Here is a 25,420-nt window from a genome sequence, read left to right on the forward strand (position 1 = left end):
ACCGATGGCCAGCTTCGCACCCGTATTGGCCGAAGCTGGCTGGATCGCACGCGAAAATCCTGCCCGACCGGATGAACAGGTCGGGCGGGTTCGCGAAGACGATGCCGCTTCGGTAGCGGCACGCGTGACCGAAGCGGCGACGGCGCAGACGCGCTGGGTCGCATATTCGCTCGATCAGCGGATCGCGATCCTGTCTGCGGCGTTCGAGGCCGCCGCAACGCACGCCCCGGCGCACGCGGAATTGCTGTCACGCGAAATGGGCAAGTTGATCGCCGATTGCCTGGGCGAAATCCGTTTCGGCTACGCCCTCGCGCGTGACCTGCTTGCCCGCGCCCCGCGTTTGCTGCCGGACCAGTCGCGCGGTCAGGGTCCGGGGCGCCGCGTCGTGCGCCGCAGGCCTTACGGCGTGATCGCCGCGATCGTGCCATGGAACGCGCCGATCGTGCTCGCGATGACCAAGATCGTCCCCGCGCTCGTCTCAGGCAATGCGATCGTGGTCAAACCCTCTCCCCTGTCCCCACTCGCGTTGAGCGCGCTGATAGAATCGATTGCGGATCACCTGCCCGAGCCGGTGCTGCACGTCGTAAACGGCGGCGGCGCGGTGGGAGAAGCCCTGATCAGTGCTCCCGGCGTCGCGAAAGTGGCCTTTACCGGCGGCACCGCGGTCGGCGGCGCGGTCTTGCGCCAGGCGTCCGCGCGCCTCGTCCCCTGTGTGATGGAGCTGGGCGGCAACGATCCGCTGATCCTGCTCGACGATTTCGATCCAACGCCGGATGCGCTGCAGGCGATCGTCTGGGCGACCTTCCTCAACGCCGGGCAGGTCTGCATGGCCGCCAAGCGCTTGCTCGTGCCCGAGGTGATGGCCCCGCGGTTCATCGACGCCTATGTCGATGTCGCGCGCCGCCTGTTTCGATTGGGCGACCCTCTGGATGGCCATGTCACGATGGGGCCATTGATCACCGCAGCATCGGCCGCGCACATCGACAGGCTGGCCACGCATTCCGCGCAGGGCGGTGGCACCGTCGTCTCGCTGCTGCCCGATGGGACAGCCCTGCCCGACACGGGCTATTTCCTGCCGCCACGGCTCGTCACCGGACTGGATCCCACCGCGCCTCTGGTGGCCGAGGAACAGTTCGGCCCGATCGTACCGATCGTCACCTACCGCGACGAGGCCGATATGCTCGCGCAAGCCAATGCAGGCGATCTCGGGCTGAGCGCATCAATATGGACCGCCGATCCCGATCGTGGCTGGGATACACTTGGCCATGTCCGCGCGGGCTTCGGCATGGTCAACGCACACAATCGCAGCGGCTTTTCTTTCGACCTCCCCTTCGGCGGGATCGGGGCAAGCGGCTTCGGGCGCGAATATGGTGACGAGGGGCTGCTGGAGTATTCGGTGGTCCAGTCACTTCATCAGCCCGCAGCACGGGCCGGCGGCGGCGCTTCCTACCCCACCCCTTTGTAAGGCTCGGAGACCATATGGACGATCAGACCGCCACAACGGCAGCTCCCCACCGCGTATCGGTGCCGGCCAAGGTCGGCTACGGCTTCGGAGCGATCGGCGGTCAGATATTTCGCGACACACCCGCGCTGATCCTGCCGATCTACATGATCACCGTGCTCGGCATCCCGGCCTGGATGGCGGGCCTCGCCATTCTCATTCCAAAGGCGTGGATCATTTTCTGCGATCCCCTGGTCGGCGCATGGTCCGATCGTCGCAGCCGTAGCTGGGGCCGCGCGCCCTTTTTGCTCGCCGGCGGGATCCTCTCCGGCTTTACGTTCGTGCTGATGTTCAGTGCGCCGGACTTCGAGTCTCCCTGGGCGTCGGCCATATATATGACATTCAGCTTTGCGCTCGCTTCCACCGCATACAGCCTGTTTTCAGTCCCCTATCTGTCGGTCGCTGCCGAGATGAGCGACGATCCCGCAGAACGGACACGCATTCTCGCGATACGGGTAATGTTTCTTGCCGTCGGCGTCGCCGTTGGCGCGGGCTATGCACTGCCGGTGGCTCAATATTTCGGCGCGGGCTGGACCGGGTTCAACCGTATGGGCACATTATATGGCGCGGTCTGCATGGTCGCGATGCTCGTCACCTTCTTCACCGTCCGGCGCACCAAGATGGTGCCTTCCGACGAGCCAAGGGGCGCATCGGGCAAGGAAGATCTGCGCGCGTTATGGGCCAACAAGCCCTTCGTGACGCTCGCCACCGCCTATTTCATCGCGCTCACCGCGCAAGGCATGACCTACACCGTGTTCGGGCTCTTTTTCGTCTATGTGATGAAAGACCCGTCGCAGCTTGCATTGGTGAACATTTTCGCCGCGCTCTCGGTCCTCGTGGGCCAACCAGTGACAGTGTGGCTCAACCGCTACCTGTCCAAAAAGACGCTGTTCGCGGTGGGGATCATCGGCTGGGCGGCTTTGTGTGTCTCTTGGGCGTTCGCCGGGCCGCAGGAAGCCGCGTGGATCAACGCGCATACCGGCATTCCGGTCAGCGAGACCGTATTGCTCGCGCTGCGCGGTTTCCTGTGGGGCATGTTCAATTCGGTCTATCTGCTGATGGCGCTCTCGCTGCTCACCGACACGATCGCTTATGATCGAGACCAGTCAGGCATATCGCGCAGCGGTTTGTTCTCGGGCGTGTTCAGCGCGTTGGAGAAGGTCGCCTTCGCGCTCGGGCCGGCGGTGTGCGGGCTGCTGCTGAGCGCGGGTGGTTTTATCGGCACCAAAAGCGGAGATGCCACGCCGCAGAGCGCTGCGGCGATCACCACATTGATCCTGTGCTTCTGCATCTATCCGGCGGTCATCAAGCTCGCCAGCTTGCTGATTTTCTGGCATTATAAGGAGCGACTGTGATCGACTCCCACTCGCCCTCTGCTGCGAGCGACGAAGACTGGGGCGAACGCCGCCGCGCCTCGCATGACGATCTGCGTCGCGCTTTGATCGGGCGGATCCGCGACAGCCGGACCGATCTTGCGAGCGCCACGATGGAGATCGACCCGGCCGAATATATCGACCCCGCACGCCATTTGCGGGAGCGCGACGCCTTTCGCCGCATCCCGATCCTGGCCTGCCTGAGCGGCGACATTCCTGCGCCTGGCGACAAATTGCTGTTCGACGCGCTCGGGCCGGAAATACTGATCCTGCGTGACGAGGACAATATCGTCCGCGCCTTTCTCAACATCTGCCCCCACCGCGCCGCCCGCGTCGTCACCAACTGCGACAGTCGCAAACGCATGACGTGCCGGTTCCACGGCTGGACCTTCGATCTGAAAGGCCGGCTGATCGGCCTGCCGGGCAAGGAAGGGTTTCCCGATCTCGACCGCGCCGGTCGCGGACTGATCCCAGTGCCGGTTGCAGAATGGGCGGGCATGATCTTCGTCCGCGCCGATCCCGATGGCGCACCGATCGACGTGCGTGCGCATCTCGGGGCCTTTGCCGACGAACTCCAGCATCTCGAACTGGGGTCTGCGCTGCCGGCCAAGCATAGCAAGGTGGAAACGCGCACCAACTGGAAATATGCCTGGGATACCTATTGCGAAAGCTATCACTTCGCCACGCTCCACGCGACCACGGTGGCGCCGCTGCTGATGTCCAACGTGATGGCGCTTACGCCCTTCGGTCGCCATGCGCGCATGGGCTTTCCCCGCAAGAATTGGCAGGCACTGTCTGCGCAGCGCGAGCAGGACTGGCCGGCCAATGATTACGGCGGCAATTATTTCATTTTTCCCAATATCAATCTGAACGTGTCGGCAGGCCCGAATGGCGAGATGTTCTATGGCTTCTATCATCTCTATCCGGGTGAGGAGACCGGCCAGACCGTCACGCGCATGGCAACCTACCGCCCGGCTCATGCCAACGGTCCGCAACCGATTTCAGACTGGTCGGACCTTCATGATTTCATCGAGGGGGTGGTCGTGACCGAAGATTACAGCGTCTCCGAAGAGGGATACGGCAATCTCGTTCATGCGCCTGCCAACTTCCGCTCCTTGGTTGGCGCGAACGAGATATTGGTCCAAAAATGGCATGATGACTGGAATGCGCAGCTCGAAGAACTCCGGCCGCCCGAAGAGATCGGTTCCGCAAGCGTCGAATGAACTCATGCGGAATGAACGCGCATGAGGCCCGCATTGCCCGCGCTTGCGGTCAGCCGGGCATATCTTCCAGCTCGCGGCCGCGCGTTTCGTTGACCATGGCGCGAACGAAGAAGAAGGAGATGGCGGCGAAAAAGGCATAGCCGAAATAGGTCGGTGCCAGCCCCGGCGAAACAGCCAATGTCGGGAAGCTGACGGACACCGCGGCATTGGCCATCCATTGTGCAAAACCGGCCACGGCAAGTCCGGATCCCCGTATCTGGGTCGGAAACATCTCCCCCAGCATCACCCACATGATCGGCCCCCAGCTCAGGTTGAAGAAGATCACGTAGAGATTGGCGGCAACGAGCGCGATCACGCCATTATGGCCGGGCAGCGACACGGCTCCGTCCGCGGCCGTGACAGCCGTCGAAAACGCGTATCCCACCGTGGCGAGCGTGACCGCCATGCCCGCCGACCCTATCAGCAGAAGCGGTTTGCGGCCGATGCGATCGACCTGCGTGATCGTGACGAGGCACGCGCCGATGGAAAGAACGCCCGACAGGATATTGGTCATCAGCGCATCGCTTTCCGAAAAGCCGACCGCTTCCCAGAGTGCCGCGCCATAATAAAAGACCACGTTGATGCCCACCAATTGCTGGAACACGGCCAGGCCAATGGCGGCCCAGAGGATCGGGCGGATCTTGCCGCTGGTCTTATCGACCAGATCGGACAGTTTGGGCTTGTGGTGATCCCCCGCCAAGCTGGCGCGTATCTCGTTCGACTTGCGCTGCGCTTCTTCCGGCCCGAACAGGCGCGTGAGCACGTTCAAACCCTCCGCGTCGCGGCCGCGCATGATCAGATAGCGCGGCGATTCAGGAATGACGAGCAAGGCCGCGAAGTAAATGGCCGCGGGCAGCGCCTGCAGCCAGAACATCCAGCGCCACGCCGGGAGATCGAACCACCAGGACGCCGTTGAACCACCGGCATAATGGGCGATCAGGAAATTGGCGACGAACGCACCCGTCAGGCCGGTTATGATCATCACCTGCTGCACGCTGGAAAGTCTCCCGCGCACCTCTGCCGGCGCGACTTCCGAAATATAGACCGGGGAAATGACGCTGGCCGCGCCGACGCCGAGACCGCCGATGATCCGCGCCACGATGAAGACCGCCGATCCGTCCGCCGCGCCCGCCAGCACTGCGCTGATCAGGAACAGGATGGCGGCCATCATCATGACGCCGCGCCGACCGAACAGATCGGAGAGACGTCCAGCGCCGAAAGCGCCGACCGCGGAACCGAGGAGGATTGCGCCGACATTGATGCCGATTCCCAGTCGCCCGAGATCGAATGCGGCCTCCAATCCCTTTTGCGTGCCGTTGATCACGCCCGAATCATAGCCGAACATGAACCCGCCAATGCTGGCGACGGCCACGATCGCCGCGATGAACCCCAGATCAGTCCGTGTCCGCGGTTTTTCCAGCTCCATTGTGTTCCCTTAAATTATATTGTGAGCGCATCCATCAATCGTCGATACCGGAAGTCAAGCGCGACTGACGCCGGTAGGCTTGGCATCGGTCTCTCGCCGGATGACCTGATGGTCGAACAGCCGCGTTTCGGGGCGAACATCTCGCCCGGCACGGCGCGCACGCGCGAAGTCGGCCAGCATGGCGACAGCCGCCTGCGCCATCTGAGCGATCGGCTGGCGGACCGTTGTCAGTTCGGGGGAGATGGTGGTCGCAAGCGCCGTATCGTCAAAGCCGCATACTGTGAGCTGCGCGGGAATATCGAGATGAAGCCTGTGCGCGGCGGCGATCACGGCCGCGGCCATATCATCATTGCTGGCGAATATGGCCGATGGTCGTTCGGGCAAGGCCAGCAGGCGGTCAGCCGCGGCCAGGCCTGATCGATAGCTGAAATCGCCCGCCGCGATCAGCATCGGATCGTCGGGCAAGCCGGCAGCCGCGATCGCCTGGCGATAGCCCGCAAGACGCTTTGCGCTTGCGGTTTGATTGGGATGGCCCACGATGAATCCGATCCGTTTGTGTCCAAGGGCAATCAGATAGTCCGTCATCGCCCTGGCCGCGGCGCTGTCGTCGATGCTGAGTGCAAAGGTTCCGGGTGCCGGCACGCCCGTCGCCAGCACGGCCGTCGGCATATCCGCCTGCAGCAAGGCGGCAACGATATCTCCGGCATCGCAAAAAGGCGGAGGCAGGATCACGCCATCCACTTTCCATTCGACGATGCGGCGGATGATGTCGGCATGATCCTGGCTGGTATCGCATCGCTCCAGCACCAATTGGACATCGCTGCGGCTCGCCTCGGTCAGGCAGCCCACCAGCACCTCGCTCAGATAGGCGCTGCTGGGATTGCCATAGATAAGCGCGATCCGCGTCTGCGCGCCGCTGGCGAGAGAGCGCGCAGCGGTGTTCGGGGCATATTTCAAAGCCGCGATGGCTGCCTCGACCTTGTGCTGCGTTGCAGCGCGGACATTGCCATCCCTGTTGATGACGCGCGATACCGTCATCGGCGAAACGCCGGCGGCCCGGGCGACATCGCTGAGCGTCGGGGCCGCGCCAGATCTGCGCGAAGTCGTCAGTTTCAATGGCTGCTCCCTCCCAAAGCCGTGCGCGGAGACTTAGGCCGCGCGAGGCCACCGAACAACAGCCCACTTGCCTCTGGCGCGATTTATGGTAGCGCTACCGTCAAACGCACCAGCCGTTTGCAGGAGAGATGAAGGATGATCATTGCTCGTCGCACCGCCCCCCGACTGACTTCGATGCGCGGCTGACCATGTTTCTCGGCATCGACATCGGCACCTCCAGCGTGAAGGCGATCGTCCTGGACGATGACGGCGTGGTCGTCGGACAGGGTACCGCGCCGCTGTCCGTTTCGCGGCCCACGCAGCTCTGGTCCGAACAGAATCCCGAGGATTGGTGGAGCGCCACCTGCACGGCCGTCCAGGCGATCGATGCCGATGTGCGCGCGTCCGTCCGGTCCATCGGCCTTGCAGGGCAGATGCACGGGGCGACGTTGCTGGGCGAGGATGACACGCCCCTGCGTCCGGCGATCCTGTGGAATGACGGCCGCAGCTTTGCCGAATGCGAGGCGCTGGAGCGCGCCGTCCCCGCCCTGCACGGCATCACGGGAAACCTCGCCATGCCCGGCTTCACCGCGCCGAAGCTGCTGTGGGTCCGCGAGCATGAGCCGGAGATATTCGATCGGGTCCGCCATGTGCTGTTGCCCAAGGATTATGTCCGTCTGCGCATGACTGGCGACTTCGCGTCGGACATGTCGGACAGCGCCGGGACGCTCTGGCTCGATGTCGCAGCCCGGCGCTGGAGCGACGCGATACTGAACGCGTGCGGGCTTGATGCGGATCACATGCCGGCGCTGTTCGAAGGCACTCAGATCACGGGACAATTGCGACGAGAAATTGCGCAGCTTTGGGGCATGGGCGAAGTCGCGGTCGTTGCCGGCGGCGGTGACAATGCGGCAGGCGCTGCCGGCGTCGGGGTCGTGCGCGATGGTGACGCCTTGTTGTCGCTGGGCACTTCCGGCGTGATCTTCGCCGCGACCGATCAGTTCCGGCCCAATCCGGCCGGCGCGGTTCACGCCTTCTGCCATTGCCTGCCGGGGATGTGGCATCAGATGTCGGTGCATCTGAGCGCCGCATCCTGCATCGACTGGGCGTGCCGAATCACGGGGGCGGCCGATCCAGCCGAGATATTCACGCGGGCGGAAGCGAGCGGCATTGGTGCCGGCCCCGAACTCTTCCTTCCTTATCTCTCGGGAGAGCGCACGCCGCACAATGATCCGCATGTGCGGGGTGCGTTTCTCCAGCTCGACAATGAAACCGACGCCGGGCGCATCGCCCAGGCCGTGATCGAGGGCGTCGCCTTCGCGCTTGTGGACGGGATGACGGCGTTGCAGGCGGCGGGCACGCGCATCGAAAAGCTCTCGGTGATCGGAGGCGGCGCGCGGTCTGCTTATTGGGGGCGGATCATCGCCTCCACGCTCGCCGTGCCGCTGGTCTATCTCGACGGCGGCGAGGTCGGCCCGGCGCTGGGTGCGGCGCAGCTCGCGCGCGCCGCCTTTCTCGGCACCGACGCCGCGGCGCTCTGCGTGCCGCCGCCGATATCGCACGTCATCGAACCCGAAGCCGACATCACCGATCGCCTCGCCGGCAAGCAACAGCGTTTCCGCGATGCTTACGGACGGATCATCAACAAGGACAACATCACATGAGCGCCGACTTTTTTGCAGACATTCCCACCATCCAGTTTCAGGGCACGGACGCCACGGACGAACTGGCCTATCGCTATTATGACAAGAACCGGATGGTGCTCGGCAAGCGGATGGAGGATCATCTGCGCTTCGCCATATGCTTTTGGCACAGCTTCTGCTGGCCCGGCAGCGACGTCTTTGGCGGCGGAACATTCAACCGCCCCTGGCACGCGGGCGCGAATGACAGTGCGGCGGCGGCGGCCAAGCGGGCGGCGGCGTTCAGCCTGTTCGAAAAGCTCGATGTGCCCTTCTATACCTTCCACGATATCGACGTGATGGCCGAGGCCAATGACGTGGCGGACCACCGGCGTCTGTTTGCGGAGGCCGTAGACGATCTCGAACGCCTGCAGTCCGCCCATGGCCGCAAGCTCCTGTGGGGAACCGCCAATCTGTTCAGCCATCCGCGCTACGCCGCGGGTGCCGCCACCAGCCCCGATCCCGAAGTGTTCGCCTGGGCCGCGATGCAGGTGCGCGACGCGATCGAGGCCACGCACCGGCTGGGCGGTGCCAATTATGTATTGTGGGGCGGGCGCGAAGGCTATGACACGATCCTCAACACCGATCTTGGCCAGGAACTCGATCATTTCGGTCGGTTTCTGTCCATGGTGGTCGAACACAAGCATAAGATCGGCTTCACCGGCGCGATCCTGATCGAACCCAAGCCGCATGAGCCGACCAAGCATCAATATGATTTCGATACGGCCACCGTCTATGGTTTCCTGAAGCGTTATGGCCTGGAAGACGAGGTGCGCGTCAATATCGAGGCCAACCACGCCACGCTATCGGGCCATACGTTCGAGCATGAGATCGCGATGTCGCGCGCGCTTGGCGTGTTCGGATCGATCGATGCCAATCGCGGTGATCCGCAAAATGGCTGGGATACCGATCAATTCCCCAATTCGGTCGAGGAATTGACGCTGGCCATGATCGAGATCCTGCGCGCCGGCGGCTTTACGACGGGCGGTTTCAATTTCGACGCCAAGGTCCGCCGCCAGAGCATGGAGCCGATCGATCTGTTTCACGGTCATGTCGGCGCGATCGATGTGGTGGCGCGCGGCTTGCTGCGGGCGGCGGCGATCATCGAGGACGGACGCCTGGATGCGTTCGTCGCGGACCGCTATGCGGGATGGAATGGCCCCGTGGGGCAGTCCGTCGCCGGCCCGGCGGCGACGCTGGAATCCGCAGCCGATTACGCCATTGCCAAAGCGTTCACGCCGAAAGCGCGCTCCGGCCGGCAGGAAATGCTGGAAAATCTGATCAATCGCTTCTGATCCGTGACCGGCGCTTGCGCCGGAAGCGGATACATGATGCAATTCAGGAAGGGTTAGAATGCCGGCGCTTTCGAAAGCGCCGGAGCCTGGCGTAAGTCAATTCGGCGCGCGCGCCGGGCCGGGGCGGCGTTTCAATTCATAATTATAATGATGCCAGATTGGGAGATAGGAATGGTTGGACAGATTTTGCGCGCCATGCTCATCGCGGGAACCGCGCTTGTCGCCGTTCCCGTGCTTGCCGAAGACGCGCCAAAGGCCTCCGCACCGGCTCCCACACTTGAGGATCAGTTTCGCGATCCCCCTGCCAGCGCCCGCCCGCGCGTCTGGTGGCACTGGATGAACGGCAATATCACCAAGGATGGCATCGCCAAGGACATGGCGTGGATGAAGCGCGTGGGCATCGCCGGCCTGCAGAATTTCGACGCCAATCTCACTACGCCGACAGTGGTCGACAAGCGGCTCGTCTATATGACGCCGGAGTGGAAGGACGCCTTTCGCTTCGCCGCTACGGAGGCGGACCGGCAGGGACTTGAACTCGCCATCGCGGCTTCTCCCGGCTGGTCGGAAACCGGCGGCCCATGGGTGCCTGCAGAGGACGGCCTGAAAAAACTGGTATGGAGCGAAACCGAGGTGATGGGCGGGAAACGCTTTGGCGGAAAACTCGCCGCGCCGCCGGCCGTCACCGGCCCATTCCAGTCCATCGCCAAGGCGGCGGGGATCGCCGGCATGATGAGCGACGGTGGCACGCCCAAACCGGTACCTGGCCATTATGCCGATGTCGCCGTTCTGGCCTATCCGATCGACACCACGTCTGCGCCACCGCAAGCCAGAGCAATGTCGCAGGATGGCCATGCGCTGGACATGGGACTGCTCACCGATGGCGATCTGTCGAGCGCCGTGGAGATCAACAAGGGCACGAGTGAACATCCCGCTGCAGTCACGCTTGATTATGGCAAGCCGCAGACGATGCGCTCGGCCAGCCTGTTCATGCCCGGCGCGGCGATGCTGTTTTTCGGTGCCAATGTTAACCCCCGTCTCGAGGCGAGCGATGATGGCAAGGCGTGGCGCGCCATTGCGGACATGCCTGCGACCATGGTGCCAACCACGATCAGCTTTGCACCCGTCACTGCGCAACATTTCCGTGTGCTGTTTGCCCCGGCCGGACCGGGGCCATTGGCATCCTTTTTCGATTCCTCCGTCGGCATAGACACCGCGGCGATGGCCAAGGGCATGGGGGCGGCCGGATCCTCAGCGTTGAAGATCGGCGATCTCCGTCTGTCCCCCGAGGTGCGCATCGACCGCTATGAAGCCAAGGCGGGCAATCATATCGAGCAGGATTATTATGCCCTCAGCACGGACGTGCCGGAAGCAGCGGGCGTGGCCCCGTCCAAGGTGATCGACCTGACCGCGAAGGTGCGGCCGGACGGTACGCTGGACTGGGTGGTGCCCAAGGGCCGCTGGCGCGTGCTGCGGCTGGGCTATTCGCTGCTCGGCACCGAGAACCACCCTGCCCCGCCGGAAGCGACCGGCCTCGAGGTGGACAAGTTCGACGGCAGCGCCGTGCGCCGCTATCTCGATCATTATCTCGGCATGTACCGCGATGCGGCAGGCCAGGACATGGTGGGTGCCAAGGGCGTGCAGGCGATCCTGACCGACAGCATCGAGGTGGGCGCGGCCAATTGGACGCCGCGCATGATCGACCAATTCAAGCGGCTGCGCGGCTATGATGCCACGCCTTGGATGCCCGCGCTGACCGGCGTGGTGATCGGATCACGCGCGGAAAGCGACCGCTTCCTCTACGATTATCGCCGCACGCTGGCCGATCTGATGGCCTCGGAGCATTATGGCACCGTAGCGACCGTAGCCCATGAAAGCGGCCTCAAGGTCTATGGCGAAGCGCTGGAGGATCATCGCCCCTCGCTGGGCGACGATATGGCCATGCGCCGCCATGCCGACGTGCCGATGGCGGCGATGTGGACCTACGCCAAAAAGGACGGGCCAAAGCTCACCTATCTGGCCGATATCAAGGGTGCGGCGTCGGTCGCACACATCTATGGGCAAAATCTGGTCGCGGCGGAATCGCTGACCTCCTCGCTCAGCTATTGGCGACATGCGCCGTCCAGCCTCAAGCCGGTGATCGATCTCGAGTTCGTCACCGGGGTCAACCGCCCGGTGATCCACACCAGCGTCCACCAGCCGGTGGATGACAAGGTGCCGGGCGTGTCGCTTTTCATCTTCGGCCAATATTTCAATCGGCATGAGACCTGGGGCGAGATGGCAAAGCCCTGGGTGGACTATCTTGCGCGCAACAGCCTGATGCTCCAGCAGGGCCGCAACGTCGCCGACGTCGCCTATTTCTATGGCGAGGAAGCACCGCTCACCGCCCTGTATGGCGATAAGGTCGTCGGCGATGCGCCGCGCACCAGCGCCTATGATTTCGTCAATGCAGACGTATTGACCGCGGCGCTGAAGAATGACGGGACAGAGCTGGTTGCGCCCGGCGGCGCGCGCTACCGGCTGCTGTATCTCGGCGGATCATCCCACATGATGACGCTGACGACACTCAAGCGCATCGCTGCGCTGGCCGAAGGCGGCGCGACCGTGGTCGGCATGGCGCCCGAGAGCAATCCCAGCCTTGCCGACGATCCAGCGCTTTATGCCGCGCTCGTCAGGCGGCTGTGGTCCGGCCAGGCAGAAACCGCTGTTGGCAAGGGCCGCGTCATCGCCTCCACAGATGTGGAAGCGGCGTTGCGCACCATCGGAAGCGCACCGGACTTCCGCTTTACCGGCGGGCAGAGCGACAGCGAAATTCCCTTTGTCCATCGCAAGCTGGCCGATGGCGACAGCTATTTCCTCGTCAACCGCAAGGATCGCGCCGAAACAGTGGAGGCGCATTTCCGCGTTACCGGCAAAGCGCCCGCGCTGTGGCGCGCGGAAACCGGAACCTCGGAACGGGTGAGCTATCGGATCGAAGATGGCGAGACCATCGTGCCGCTCACCCTGGCGCCCGAGGAGTCGCTCCATGTGGTGTTCCGCTCACCCGCCCAGGCCGATGCGCTGGATATCAGGAAGTTCGCGCCCGTCGAGCGCGGCCGGATCGAGGGCGCGTGGACGTTGCGATTTCAGCCGGGACGCGGCGCGCCTGCCACGGCCACCATGGCCAGCCTCTCCCCGCTGAACGAAAGCAGCGATCCGGGGATCAAATATTTCTCCGGCATCACCACTTATACCAACACTTTCAACACGCCGGCCGGCTGGAAGGCGGGACAGCCGCTCTGGATCGATCTCGGCACAGTGCACGAGCTGGCGGAGGTGTCGGTCAATGGCAATGATGTCGGCGCAACATGGCACGCGCCCTACCGCCTCGACATCGGCACCGCCGTCAGGCCCGGCCGCAACCGGATCGATATCCGCGTCGCGAACCTGTGGGTCAATCGCCTGATCGGCGATGCCCAACCGGGCGCGGCGAAGATCACCTACACCTCGCTCCCATCCTACAGGCCGGACGCGCAGCTCAGTCCCTCCGGCCTGATCGGTCCGGTGCGCCTGCTGGGGCCGGGAAGTGCGGAATGAGGATATCCCCTCGGCGATCCGGAAAGTGAGCCTTGGAAGAGGATCGGGCTAGGGACGGATGGCGTTCAGGATCATCGCCCAGCACGACCAAAAGCCGATGATCGCTGTGAATTCCACCGCGCCCTTGTCTCCATATTGCGCGACCACGCGGGCGAACAATGCCGCGGGCACATCGCCCGAGACCACGGCGTTGGTATATTCCACCACCAGCCGCTGCTCATCATCGAACAGCGTGGTCTTTTCCCAATAGGGCAGCGCCGCCAGCAATTCCGGACCGATCCCGCACGCCTTGGCCGCCGCCAGCCGGGATTCGAACGAATAAGCGGATTTCAGCTTCAGATTGAGCGCGGCGAAGGCCAGTTCCCGCAAATCCGCCCGCGCGCTCCAGCCGAGATCCAGCGCCATGAAGCGGCTTAGCTGGGCGAAATGCAGCGCCAGCTTCGGATTGTGCGCGAGGATGGCCGTTCCGGCATGACTATCGTCAATCGCGGCATTCTCCACCCCCGGAAAGAGATGCGCGAACAATGCCACGCCATCCGCAGGCGGCAGCCCATCCGCCCCGACAGGATAATCCGAAGCCTTGTAAATCCCCTTGATGCGCACCGATAAATCTCCGTCGCTACCTGTTTTCAATCCGGCACCCGTCGCGTCCTATTTCAAACGCGTATCCGCATCCCGACGCTCTTGATAGCGCCCGCTTTCCAAGTTGACACGTCCGCCAGAAATCCGGCAGGCTTTCGTGGCATTATAAATTCATGGATAGGGCGCCTGGCAAAAAGCGCGCCGGGCAACACGCTCTTGCCCATGCTTCATAGGGTGCCTGTCGAAAGGCGTGCGCCGCCTCCATTCAAGCTTGGGATACAAACTGATCATGAGACTTTCAGAGGCGAACCTGTCCGCGCTGTCGCCGCATGTCGCCCTGCCCGGCTATGACCGCGCAGCGCAGCGCGTGGGCATCGTCCATTTCGGGATCGGGGCGTTTCACCGCGCGCACCAGGCGGCCTATACCGACGACGCTATGGCTGCGGGCGAGCGCGACTGGGCGATTACCGGGGTGTCGCTCCGCTCGGGCTCGATCCGGGACCAGATGATGCCGCAGGACGGCCTCTATACGATCGTCGAGCGCAGTTCGGCGGGCAGTGCGCTCCGCCTGATCGGCGCGGTGACCGCGGTTTTGGTCGCGCCCGAAACGCCTCAGGCGGTGATCGACGCATTGGGGTCTGCCGATACGCATATCGTCAGCTTCACCATCACAGAGAAAGGATATTGGCGCCGCGCCGATGGCGGGCTGGATATCGCGGCGGCGGATGTGGCGCATGATCTGTCCGGCGCAGGCGCACCGCGCACCATCTATGGCTTTCTGGCCAAGGCCTTTGTCCAGCGCCGTGCCAACGGCCTGCCCGGCCTGACCTTGCTTACCTGCGACAATCTGGCGGAAAACGGCGAAATCCTGGCTGGTCTGCTTGGCGATTTTCTGGATCGCGCAGATCCCGAATCCGCATCATGGTTTCGGATGCACTGCACCTGTCCGTCCACCATGGTCGATCGCATCGTGCCGGCCACCACGCCAGGAGACCGCGATACGCTGACCGCAGAGATCGGGCTGCGCGATGAGGCGCTGGTCCTGACCGAAGCCTTTCGCCAATGGGTGATCGAGGATAAATTCGCCGGCCCGCGCCCGCTTTGGGAAAATGTAGGCGCCCAGATCGTTGCTGACGTGCGGCCTTACGAGATCGCAAAGCTCAGGATGCTGAATGGCGCGCATTCCGCCATCGCCTATCTGGGGCTGCGCGCCGGTCATGACTATGTGCATCAAGCGGTCGCCGATTCCACCATCCGCCCGCTGATCGAAACGCTGATGCGCCAGGAAGCGGCCGCGACGCTTGATCCATTGGCGGACATGGACACCAATGCCTATGCCGACGCCCTGTTCGCCCGCTTCTCCAACAGTGCATTGCCCCATCGCCTGATCCAGATCGCGATGGACGGATCGCAGAAGATTCCCCAGCGCTGGCTACAGCCGCTGGTCATCAACCGGAATTGCGGACGCGATTGCTCCGCGACATTCACGGCGCTGGCGGCCTGGTTGCTGCATATCCGCGGCGACGCCCGCCCGGTGGATGATCCCATGGCGGGCGAGCTTGCGGGTTTGTGGGCGCGCCATGGCCTTGAAGGCATCGTCGCCGCACTTTTTGGAACAGACGGCGTATTCGCCGCCAGTTGGACAGCCTCACCGCAGGACCAGCAGGCGCTGACCGCGCACCTGATGATGCTGGCAGTCTGATCGTCGCCGGGTGACTGCAAAGACTAGGCGAACGACGTCAGTGCGGTCACCCTTTGCCGCAGCGCCTGTTTCAGCGCACGCGCCAGCGGCGACTGCGACCTTCTCGCCAGCGAATAGACAACCATGCGGATTTCGCGTTGCACGGTATCGCTGGCGCGCGGCAATTCCCGCAGGCTTCCCGCCCACAGTTCGTCAGTGACCGCATAGCGCGATGAGAACCAGATCGCGTCGGTCGACTTGGTGATCGCCGCAAGAGAGCCGTAATCTTCGATAACGTGCGACGGCCCACGGGCATAACGCTCGATTTCAGGCGGAAGCGGAAGCCCGGCCCAGCTCGAACGCACGATCGGAAATGTCTGGCCTTCGCACGGGCCGCGCAGCAGCGGATGATCCTCGCGCACGATCAGGCTCAGCGGGAAATTCCCGAGCAACTCAACCCGTGCCTGAGACGCATCCGGCAGCAGTCCATCCTGGCTGACGAAAAACTCTATCTCATTGGCCAAAAGCAGCGACCAGAGCGCCTCCACATCGCGCACCACGACTTCGTTCGTCACCTCCGGCGCGGTTTTCAGCCGCTCCGACAGCACACCTGAAAGCAGCGCGCGGCTGGGCATCGGGCCCATGCCGAAGCAGATATGACCGGCCTCCCCCTTGGCGCTCAGGACGAAATGGCGCTCGAGATCGCTGACCTCCGCAATCAGGTGACTCGCGCGTTCGATGACCCGTCGTCCCTGTGGCGTCACGCTGACGCCCGCACGATCGCGATCGAAAAGCCTCATGCCGAGCTGCTTTTCAAGCGCTTGCAACGACCGGCTCAGCGCAGATTGCGAGATGCCCAGATCCTCGGCAGCCCGCGCAAAATGCAGGCGTTCGGACAAAGCGAGCAGATATCGCAGACTTCGCATTTCAATCATGATGCGCGAACCTCATTAAAATAGGCAATTCTATGAATTTGACGCAGCCCCCTTGCTCTGTCAATTTCATCCATGACAAGCATGAACGGTTTTCGCGATAAACGCGCGCCGGCATAAGACAGGAGTGGAAGCGATGGCATTGATCAAGGTTCTCGATCCAACCGCGCGACGCGCTGACGATAACGCCAGCGCCGGCCCCGATGCAGGTTCGCTTGTGGGCAAGCGCGTCGGCTTCCGGCTCGACCAGATCTGGCGTTCGTGGGATTGGATCAGCGAAGTCTGGGCCGCCAAGTTTCGCGAGGCTGGTGCCGAAGTGGTGTTCTGGCGCTCGGCGGGCCGTTCGGGTGACGAGGGCGAGCGGATGAACGCGGAATATCAGGATTTCCTGAAGACGATCGACGTATCGGTCGTCGGCCTCGCCAATTGCGGCTCCTGCACCGGCTGGACCATTCGCGATGCAATTGCGTCCGCCAATGCCGGCGTGCCGACCACCGCGATCGCCACCAAGAATTTCGAGGATTTCGCGCATGAACTCGCCGCGCGCGGCGGCCGTTCGGGGCTGCGGGTGCATGTCCTGCCCTACCCGCTCAATGAATTGAAACGCGACGAGGTGGAAGCGATCGGCGAAGCCTATTTCGAAGGCGCGCTGGCGGCGATGGGCGCCAGCCTGACCGCGCAGGAGAAAGCGGCATGACGATTCACACGATCAAGCCCTCCAGCCGCCGCAATCCCGTGCCCAAGCCGCTCGTCAGCCGTGATTGCGGCCCGTCAGGCTGCGAGATCGATTGGCTCACCAGCAAGCGTGTCGAAACGGAAGACAGCATCGAAGCCTTCACTCAGGCCTCGTTGGAACTGGGCTGGGGCGACGGACTGCCGCTCATTCCACCAACCGACGCGCGCGTGCGGGCGTTCCTTTCGGAAAATGACCGCTATCCCGATGAATTGATCGCGCACATGCCCGATCAGTCCGAATGCACCGTCGAAAAGATCGTCATCAATGCGGTCATGGCCGGCGCGGCACCGGAATCGCTGGAACTGATCATCGCAGCGATCCAGTCGATCACCGAGCCCGATTTCGAACTGTATGGCGTCAATGCAACGACCGCATCAGTCTATCCCGCATTTGTGGTCAATGGCCCGATCCGCGACGCGCTCAACATCCCCTATAGCTATGGCTGCACCGGCGGGGTCGCGACCCAGGCGGTGGCGATCGGCCGCGCGATCCGGCTGATCATGCGCAATGTCGCCGGCCAGGTTGCCGGGGTCACCACGCAGACCACTTTCGGTTCGCCAGGTCGCCTCGCCGGCCTGTTGATCGGCGAATGGGAGGAGAAATCACCCTGGGCGCCGCTCGCCGAGCGCCGCGCCGGCATCGCCGGCAATGCCATCACATCGTTCGGCACGATGGGCACGATGAACATCCTCGACACGACATCGCAGGGCGCGATGGCGTTTCTCGAGATGATCGGCAAATCGGTCGCCTATCCTGGTGCTAACTGCTTTTCGCCGTCGATGGAATATAGTGAGATGATGATCGGGCTGAACCCGATCTGCGCAGAGATCATCGCGGCAGAACTGCCCCGCATCGAAGATGTTCAGGAAGCGGTGTGGAAATTCTCCAGTGTTCCCGCCGACTGGCTCGAAAAGCATCATCTCGGCCAGCTCGAGGCGCAGGGCCGTGTGCGCAGCGACGGGCGCATCTATTGCACGCCCGAGCCGAAGGACATGATCCTGTTCGTATGCGGCGGGCTTGGCGGTCTCCACGCATTGGGGCTACACAGCTTCGGCAGTGCTCTGTCCCAAACCAAACCCGTGGCCGCGGCCATCTGATCGGCCGATCCGCAAAACTGATCCGCACTGCGCCAACCGCAGGCAATGAATACAGTCCGAGAGAATCCAACTGAAAGGCACATCCATGCGCATTCTTATCCTGGCGGCGACCATCGCCATCTCCACACTCCCCTCTCTGGCATTGGCGCAGGCTGCGCCGGCTGCCGTTGCGGCTGTGGCGGGCGGCTACAGCGTCGAGGAAACCGATGTCGGCACGCTGATCGACGATCCCGCCGCAAAGGCCGTGCTCGACAAATATCTTCCGGGCTTCAGCGGCAATGATCAGGTGGCCATGGCACGTTCCATGACGCTCAAGATGCTCCAGCAATATGCCCCCGACACTTTCACCGACAAGGCGCTGACGGATATCCAGACGGAGCTGAACAAGCTCCCCAAGAAGTAACGATTGGCCGGCGGTTCGTCATCGAGGATGGCCGCCGGATTCTTACAGCCCATGCGTCGGTGCCGTGCCCTGAAGCACTCGTCTGACGCAGAGTATTCGTCGTGAATCATAGGAATCAGGAATGCGAATGATCTCCATATCCGCACGCATCGTGAACGCAGGCCTGAAATCGCGCGCACCCAGGACGGCGGCGGCGCTGCTGCTGGCCATCTCCACAAGCGCTGCGGTCGCGCAAACGACGCAGGAGGACCGTCTGGAAACCGGGCTGCAGGGTCAATCCCTACCGCAGGACAAGCCGGGCAGTATTCTGGCCCAGCCTTATTCCAAAGGCGTGCACGTCATAGGTCACGATGGCATCCGCGGCCGTGATTCCAACGTGCAATTGAGCTGGGTCGATCATTGCGCCTATGTCTCGAGCACCGGCGGCCCGTTTCCGCTTCTGGGCACTGCCAAGGGCGATCCTCTGCTCACCGGCGTCGCGGTGATCGACGTCAGCGATCCCGCACATCCCAAGACCGTGAAATTGCTGCGCGACCAAGGCTCCATCGCCGCGCTCGAAACGATGCACGCCATCTCGGCGCCAGGCCGCAAAGTGCTCGCCGCGGGTGCCTATGGCAATGGCCAAGGCGGCGCGCAGCCCAATGACAAACCGGCCTGGCTCGATATTTACGATGCCTCGGATTGCGCCAATCCTAAGCTGACGGCCGAAGTGAAATGGCCGCAAAATGCGCATAGCGTGCGCATCTCGCCCAATGGACGCCGCGTCTATGGCACCGTGATTTCACCCTTCACGGGCAAAGGAGGCCTTCAGGTGATGGATATTTCCGATATGAAGCATCCGCGCTTCATCGGAAAATTCACGGCGACCCGGCCGGACGGGACGAGCTTCGAATTCGCCTCGCACGAGATTTCCTTCAGCGCCGATGAGCGGCGCATCTATGCGGGCGTGATCGCATCGACAGGCGGCGATCTGAATGTGGGCAAGCCCCTGATGCCGCCAAGCCGCGATCAACTGGGCACCGAGGGCGGCGGCATCTATATTTTCGACAATAGCGATATCGTCGACGGCCGCGCCGATCCGAAACTTCGCCTGATCGGCACGGTGCCGCATGGCGGCTGGCATTCCGTGATGCCGGCGAACATCAACGGCGTGCCTTATCTCGTCGCCGGATCCGAACTGACGGCGTGCCCAGGCACCTGGCCCCGGATCAGCAATATCGCCGACGAGAAAAAGCCGTTCATCGCGGGCGAATTCCGGCTTGCCATGAATTACAGCGAAAATTGCACGTCGATGGGGCCGACCGAAAAAGCCACCGGGGGAATGGTCCCCGATCTGGGCGCGGCGACACTGCATTATAACGATGTGGATAGCGCGACCGATACGCGGCTGGGCCTGTTCAACTTCCTATGGGCCGGGCTGCGGATCGCCGATCTCAAGGATCCCGCCAAGCCGACCGAGGTGGCCTATTTCAAGCCGGGCGATGCCTGTGGCGGCCATGTCCGCTATGTGGCGAAGACCGGCCATATCTGGCTGAGCTGCGGCCAGAGCGGTTTTTACGTTCTCGCGCTGAAACCCGAATTGCGCACTGCCCTGGGATTGCCAGCGGTCAAAGCGGTGCGCAAACGCCGGAAACGCTGAGTATCACCGGCTGAGGTTTGAAAGATACATGAAGCTCTTGCGGGCGGAATCGATTGGCGCCCCGGCATAGGGCGGCTCCTGCTCAACCGCGAAATGGCGCACGCCCGCCCGCCGCGCGGCATCGAGCACGCGCCGCCAGTCTATGATGCCAGACCCAATCTCGGTCGTGTCCGCCTTGAGCGCAGTATTCACCTGGTGGCTCGCGCGGATATCCTTGACGTGCATTAGGCGAAAGCGGCCGGGATAGGCCTTGAGGAAGGTGACGGGATCATGCCCGGCGGCGACCACCCAGCCCGCATCCATATGAAAATGCACCAATGCCGGATCGGTATTTTCCAGAAGGATCGCAAGCCCGTTGGTCTCTCCGCGCGGCGCAAGCTCCACATTGTGATTGTGATAGGCGAAGCGCAATCCATGGCGCTTGAACTCGCGGCCCTTGGCGTTGAGCTGATCCGCGGTGCGGTGCCAGCCATCGACGCTCAGGCCCTCGGCGATCCGGGCGGTGCCGCCTTCCGGAAACGGGAAAAGCGTGAGCGTGACATACGCGGCCTGCATCAGACGCGCGCCGGCGGCGATGATATGGCTGTCGGTCAACAGGCTCACGCCGCCGCGCAGCGGACGGGGCAAGATATTGAGGCTGGCGCAGCGAAGCCCCGCATTCGCCAGCAGCGGCCGGAGCGTTTCGGCGGAATGCGTTTCCAACGTGGCTTCCACCTCGCGATAGCCGATATCCGCCACGGCGCGTAGCGTCTGGCCCGGATCCTGGCGGAACATCGCCGCGAGAACGTAGAGATTAAGGCCCAGGGGCATGGTACCCTGCGCAAAAAACGGCTTCGCGGCGCGCAGCGACGGCGCACCGCCGATCAGCGCGGCCAGCCCGCCCGTGATCGCCAGCCTGCGGGATAGGTCGCGCATATCATCCTCTTTCCAGCGCCGATGACGCCACCCTGATCGCCAAGCCGCCGGCTTTTTTATTGCGGCGCATTCCTCGGCTGCATTTTCACCGGCCGGGCCGGCTCGTCAATCGGATCATCATCGCCGGGCGTCTTGGGCGTAATGAACCGCCCGAAATGAGGACGAAGCCGCCACTCGATCCGCTCGACCAGTTCGTAGACCACGGGCACGAGAAGCAGCGCGAGGATGGTCGAGCTGATCAATCCGCCGATCACGGCGACCGCCATCGGCTGCCTGAAACTCGCCCCCTCGCCCAGACCCAGCGCCGTAGGCACCATGCCGGCCGCCATCGCCACTGAGGTCATGATGATCGGGCGCGCGCGCTCGCGACAGGCATTGAGGATCGCCTCGCGCTGGGATTGCCCCGCATCTTCATCCTCGATCGCGAATTCCACCAGCAGGATCGAATTTTTGGCCGCCAGCCCCAGCAGCATCAACATGCCGATCAGCACCGGCAGTGTGATGGCCAGTCCGGCGATCTTGAGCGCAACGAACGCGCCGATCAACGTGAGCGGCAATGCGGAGATGATCGTCACGGGCTTGAAAAAACTGTGGAACAGCAAAACCAGCACCGCATAGATCAAGCCGATCCCCGCGAGCATGGCGATCACGATACTGCCGAAAAGATCGGTCATGGCTTCGGTGTCGCCGGTCTGCGCCAATTTCACGCCGGGCGGCAGATTGCGCATGATCGGGAGCGCATTGATCTTCTCCAGCGCCTGGCCGAGCGTGACGTCGTTCAGATCCGCCTTGACCGAAACGCGGCGCGCGCGATCGTAGCGGATGATCTGCCCCGGCCCTTCGTCAAGCGACAGATCGGCGACGCTCCCCAGCGTGGTGGTCTTGCCGGCCAGGGTGGGCAGGCGCAGATTGGAAATGACGTCCAGGCTCTGGCGATCAGGCTGCGACAGGCGAACGCGGATCGGTATCCGCCGCTCCTGCGTCGAAAATTTGGAAACATTGGCATCGATGTCGCCGATCGTGGCGACGCGGACCGCTTGCGCGATTGTTCGCGACGACACCTGCAGCCGTGCGGCTTCATCAGTCTTGGGCCGGATCACCAATTCCGGCGCGGCTGGCGGCGGCGCGGGCCGGGGCTCCAGTATCTCCGGCAGCGAGCGCATCTGGCGCAGCAATTCCATCTGCGCCCGTTCAAGCACCACGCTGTCGTCGCCGGTGAGAACCACTTCCAATCCCGCCTGGCCAAAACCGCTTTCCGTGGCGATGCGCACATCGGGGACATCGCGCAAGATGCCCGTGAGCGAGCGCTGAAACGCATCGGTCTTCATCGTGCGATGCCGTTTGAGCACCACCGTCATATGCCCTGAATTCAGTGACCCTTCACCGCCGACCTGGGCAAAGACGCGCTCCACGTCCGGCATCTCCTGGATCGCGTGGCTCACCCCTTCAACGGCCTCTTCCATCAGCGCGAGCGTGGCACCCTGCGGTCCCTCGATCGAGAGATAGGCAATGCCCGTATCAGGGACGGGATTGAAGCCGGTGGGCAGCGTGGAGGCCAGCGCGAGGGAGCCGATCAGCAAAATCGTACCGCTCGCCAGCGCGAGCCAGGGATGGACGAAATTCCATTCGAGCGCCTTGGCGTAAAATGCCGGCAATGGACGATGCGGTTGGGCCGCCTTGGGCTTGAGGAAATAGGCGGCAAGCACCGGGGTGAAAAACCGTGCGATCAGCAGCGAGAAGACGACCGCAACGGAGACGGTCAATCCGAACTCGCGAAAGAATTGCCCGACCTGCCCCCCCATGAAGGATACCGGCGCGAACACAGCGACGATGGTGGCGGTGGTCGCGATAACCGCAAGGCCGATGGCGTCGGCACCGAGCAAGGCCGCACGATACGGCGTGGCACCCGCTTCGATCCGCTTTTCGATATTTTCGATCTCAACGATCGCATCGTCGACCAAAATGCCGATCACAAGCGTCAGGCCGAGCAGACTGATGCTGTTGAGGCTGAACCCCCAGATGGCCATCACCGCAAAGGTGGGGATAAGCGACAGCGGCATGGCGAGCGCCGCGATCACGGTGGCGCGCCAGCTTCGCAGGAACAGGAACACGACCAGAGCGGCGAGCACCATGCCCTCGATCAATACGTGCATCGTGGCGGTGAAACTGCGGCGGGTGTTGTCCACCGTGGATACCACCTGAGTGAAGGAAACGCCCGGGTTCGCCTTTTCAAGCCCGGCGATCGCAGCCTTCACCTTGTCTTCGGTGCTGACATCGCTCGCTTCCTTGGTCTTGCTAACCTGGAAGGCGACCACCGGCCGGCCATCAAGCCGGGCGAAAGCGCGCTGTTCCCCTGCCCCGTCATCCACCAACGCAATATCGTTCAGCCGGATATAGGCACCCGAGGCCAGTGGGATCGTGGTCGCGCCGATCGCCGCGACATCCCTGGCTTCGCCCAGAACACGCACGGTCTGTTCCGCGCCGGTAAGATTGGCGCGGCCGCCGGTTTCATTGAGATTCGTGGCGAACAGCGCCGCATTCACCTGCGCCGCCGTGACCCCGAAGGCCGCAAGTCGCTCCGGATCGAGCGTGATGTTGATCTCGCGGCTGACGCCGCCCACCCGCGCCACCTGCGACACGCCGGATTGAGCCTGGAGCGTGCGGGCGATCGTATTGTCCACGAACCACGACAATTCGGCGGGCGACATCTTTGGTGCCGCGACCGCATAAGTGATGATCGGAAGACTGGCGATATCCACGCGGCGCGTCGAGGGCGGGTCGATCCCCTGCGGCAGGAGAACCCGCGCCTGCTCCACGGCGGTACGGACATCGTCCGTGGCCTTCTGCATATCGCTGCCGAGTTCGAATTCGGCCGTCGTGTTCGATGATCCGAGGGAGACCGTGGACGACACATGCCGCAATCCGGCAATCCCCGCGAGCGCATCTTCGACCGGACGCGTGATCTGCGATTCCACTTCGGACGGCGCAGCGCCGCTTTGCGTGACCGACACGACCACGATCGGAAATTCAACATTGGGGAGCTGCTTGACCGGCAGATTGATATAGGAAATCAGGCCGGCCAGCGTCAGCGCGATCACAAGGAGCACGACCGGCGTCGGCGTCCGGATCGCCCAGGCAGAGACCCGAATGGTCATCGCGCCACCTGCGGCTTGACCGTGTCACCATCCAGCACGAATCCCTGACCTCCGGTCAGAACACGCGTGCCCGCAGGCGGGCCGCTCGCCAGCACCACCCATCCGCCGGCGCGCGCGCCGGTCTTCACGGGTGTAACGCGGATGCGATTGGCTTTGTCGAGCGCCATCACGCTGCTCCCCGATGCGTCATTGCGCACCGCCGATTCAGGCACGGCCAACGCATCACGCAGCGACACCGAAAGCCGCACAGTGGCAAATCCGCCGGGACGCAGATCCCGATTGGGCGCCATCAAAACGCGCGCGCGCCCGAGTTTGGTCTGCGCATCGATCTCCGCGCTCACCAGCCGCACCGTGCCGCTCATCTCCGCCCCGGAAGGCAGGATGACTTTTGCCTGTTGACCCGCCCTGACCAGGTTGATCGACTGTTCGGGCACCTCGGCATCGACCTCGACCAGATTGTCGCGTTCGATGCGGAACATGATGGTTCCCGGTGCGGCAATATCGCCCGGACGCACCGCGCGTGACAATATGCGGCCTGCCACCGGCGCACGGATGGTCATGAGCCCCTGCTTGACCAGCAAGGATCGCAGCGCCGCCTGCGCCTGCGCCACGGTGGCGTCGGCGGTGCGCGCTGCCAGACGACGCTCGGCGATCGCCTCTGCAGACAAGACCCCGCTATTTTCCAATCCGGCGACGCGCCCCGCCTCGGTCCGCGCCTTTTCGGCGGCAATGCGCTGCTGCATCAACACGGCTTGCTGCTGCGCAATATCGGCGCGCAGCAACGTGTCATCGAGTTGCGCCAGCGGCTGCCCCGCTTTCACCTGATCATCCTGATCCACGAATACGCGCGAGACCGGATAACCGGAAAGCTGGCTTGCCACCGCGGCTTCCTCGCGCGAGACCAATATGCCCGAAAGCGCCAGTTCGTTGCTCATCGATCTCAGCGTGACAGGGGCGGTGCTCACCGCGCGTGGCGCGGATGCGGCGCGGGCGGTCTCCTGATCCCCCTCATCACTTTTGGAGCACCCGGCGAGCAAGGCTGGCATGGCCAGATATATCAGATAATGGCGCACGAT

General features: G+C 63.3%; 18 protein-coding genes. 11 read left to right on the plus strand and 7 right to left on the minus strand.

The window, feature by feature from the left end; genetic code table 11:
- Positions 1-4: 4 nt before the first annotated feature.
- Genes FHS49_RS06680 through FHS49_RS06690 form a run of 3 tightly spaced genes read left to right on the plus strand, consistent with a single transcriptional unit; the run spans position 5 to position 4,097 of the window.
- Positions 5-1,465, plus strand: coding sequence for an aldehyde dehydrogenase family protein (locus FHS49_RS06680; protein WP_184016607.1), 1,461 nt, complete (start codon positions 5-7; stop codon positions 1,463-1,465).
- Between the two features lie 14 nt (positions 1,466-1,479).
- The gene (locus FHS49_RS06685; RefSeq protein ID WP_184016609.1) at positions 1,480-2,856 is read left to right on the plus strand and encodes an MFS transporter; all 1,377 of its coding nucleotides are present in this window, start codon (positions 1,480-1,482) and stop codon (positions 2,854-2,856) included.
- Positions 2,853-4,097: an SRPBCC family protein gene (locus tag FHS49_RS06690; RefSeq protein ID WP_184016611.1), complete on the plus strand. Its 1,245-nt coding sequence runs from the start codon at positions 2,853-2,855 to the stop codon at positions 4,095-4,097. Before FHS49_RS06685 ends, FHS49_RS06690 begins: the two co-directional genes overlap by 4 nt.
- Before the next feature lie 49 nt (positions 4,098-4,146).
- On the opposite strand, the gene FHS49_RS06695 is transcribed toward FHS49_RS06690, so the two are convergent.
- Together FHS49_RS06695 and FHS49_RS06700 are read right to left on the minus strand one after the other, a co-directional pair.
- Complete coding sequence (locus FHS49_RS06695; protein ID WP_184016613.1) at positions 4,147-5,562, minus strand: sugar porter family MFS transporter; 1,416 nt, start codon at positions 5,560-5,562, stop codon at positions 4,147-4,149.
- Between the two features lie 54 nt (positions 5,563-5,616).
- Positions 5,617-6,678, minus strand: a complete 1,062-nt coding sequence (locus FHS49_RS06700; RefSeq protein ID WP_184016615.1) for a LacI family DNA-binding transcriptional regulator — start codon at positions 6,676-6,678, stop codon at positions 5,617-5,619.
- A 188-nt stretch (positions 6,679-6,866) separates the two neighbouring features.
- On the opposite strand from FHS49_RS06700, the gene xylB reads away from it, so the two are divergent.
- The 3 genes from xylB (at position 6,867) to FHS49_RS06715 (ending at position 13,204) form a co-directional block, all read left to right on the plus strand.
- Entirely contained in the window at positions 6,867-8,321 is a 1,455-nt protein-coding gene (xylB, locus tag FHS49_RS06705; RefSeq protein ID WP_184017380.1) for a xylulokinase, read from the plus strand.
- Positions 8,318-9,631, plus strand: coding sequence for a xylose isomerase (gene xylA / locus FHS49_RS06710; protein ID WP_184016617.1), 1,314 nt, complete (start codon positions 8,318-8,320; stop codon positions 9,629-9,631). The genes xylB and xylA overlap by 4 nt, the downstream gene beginning before the upstream one ends.
- Before the next feature lie 171 nt (positions 9,632-9,802).
- A complete protein-coding gene (locus tag FHS49_RS06715) occupies positions 9,803-13,204 on the plus strand; it encodes a glycosyl hydrolase (protein WP_184016619.1) in 3,402 nt (1,133 codons plus the stop codon).
- Positions 13,205-13,252: 48 nt separating this feature from the next.
- Here the strand turns inward: FHS49_RS06715 and FHS49_RS06720 are convergent, their stop codons facing one another.
- A complete protein-coding gene (locus FHS49_RS06720; protein ID WP_184016621.1) occupies positions 13,253-13,807 on the minus strand; it encodes a carboxymuconolactone decarboxylase family protein in 555 nt (184 codons plus the stop codon).
- A 268-nt stretch (positions 13,808-14,075) separates the two neighbouring features.
- Here FHS49_RS06720 and FHS49_RS06725 point away from each other — a divergent pair, with 268 nt between their 5' ends.
- Positions 14,076-15,488 (plus strand): mannitol dehydrogenase family protein, encoded by a 1,413-nt coding sequence (locus FHS49_RS06725; protein WP_184016623.1) that lies wholly within the window; start codon positions 14,076-14,078, stop codon positions 15,486-15,488.
- A 23-nt stretch (positions 15,489-15,511) separates the two neighbouring features.
- Here FHS49_RS06725 and FHS49_RS06730 read toward each other — a convergent pair whose 3' ends face one another.
- A complete protein-coding gene (locus tag FHS49_RS06730; protein ID WP_184016625.1) occupies positions 15,512-16,393 on the minus strand; it encodes a LysR family transcriptional regulator in 882 nt (293 codons plus the stop codon).
- A 142-nt stretch (positions 16,394-16,535) separates the two neighbouring features.
- Between FHS49_RS06730 and FHS49_RS06735 the strand changes: the two genes are divergently transcribed.
- From FHS49_RS06735 to FHS49_RS06750, 4 genes are all read left to right on the plus strand, one after another.
- Positions 16,536-17,096, plus strand: a complete 561-nt coding sequence (locus FHS49_RS06735) for a UGSC family (seleno)protein (RefSeq protein WP_184016627.1) — start codon at positions 16,536-16,538, stop codon at positions 17,094-17,096.
- A complete protein-coding gene (locus FHS49_RS06740) occupies positions 17,093-18,232 on the plus strand; it encodes a hypothetical protein (RefSeq protein ID WP_184016629.1) in 1,140 nt (379 codons plus the stop codon). The genes FHS49_RS06735 and FHS49_RS06740 overlap by 4 nt, the downstream gene beginning before the upstream one ends.
- An 85-nt stretch (positions 18,233-18,317) precedes the next feature.
- Positions 18,318-18,635 (plus strand): hypothetical protein, encoded by a 318-nt coding sequence (locus FHS49_RS06745; RefSeq protein ID WP_184016631.1) that lies wholly within the window; start codon positions 18,318-18,320, stop codon positions 18,633-18,635.
- A 127-nt stretch (positions 18,636-18,762) separates the two neighbouring features.
- Complete coding sequence (locus tag FHS49_RS06750) at positions 18,763-20,274, plus strand: LVIVD repeat-containing protein (RefSeq protein ID WP_184016633.1); 1,512 nt, start codon at positions 18,763-18,765, stop codon at positions 20,272-20,274.
- A 3-nt stretch (positions 20,275-20,277) separates the two neighbouring features.
- Here FHS49_RS06750 and FHS49_RS06755 read toward each other — a convergent pair whose 3' ends face one another.
- From FHS49_RS06755 to FHS49_RS06765, 3 genes are read right to left on the minus strand one after another with little or no spacing between them, the layout of a single operon-like run.
- On the minus strand, positions 20,278-21,189 hold the full coding sequence (locus tag FHS49_RS06755; protein ID WP_184016635.1) for a sugar phosphate isomerase/epimerase family protein: 912 nt from the start codon (positions 21,187-21,189) through the stop codon (positions 20,278-20,280).
- Positions 21,190-21,245: 56 nt separating this feature from the next.
- Positions 21,246-24,344 carry an efflux RND transporter permease subunit gene (locus FHS49_RS06760; protein ID WP_184016638.1) on the minus strand — a complete coding sequence of 1,033 codons (3,099 nt, stop codon included), beginning with the start codon at positions 24,342-24,344 and terminating at the stop codon, positions 21,246-21,248.
- On the minus strand, positions 24,341-25,417 hold the full coding sequence (locus FHS49_RS06765; protein ID WP_184016640.1) for an efflux RND transporter periplasmic adaptor subunit: 1,077 nt from the start codon (positions 25,415-25,417) through the stop codon (positions 24,341-24,343). Before FHS49_RS06765 ends, FHS49_RS06760 begins: the two co-directional genes overlap by 4 nt.
- Positions 25,418-25,420 lie beyond the last annotated feature (3 nt).

It is taken from the genome of Sphingobium boeckii, assembly GCF_014199215.1.
Taxonomy (GTDB): domain Bacteria; phylum Pseudomonadota; class Alphaproteobacteria; order Sphingomonadales; family Sphingomonadaceae; genus Sphingobium_A; species Sphingobium_A boeckii.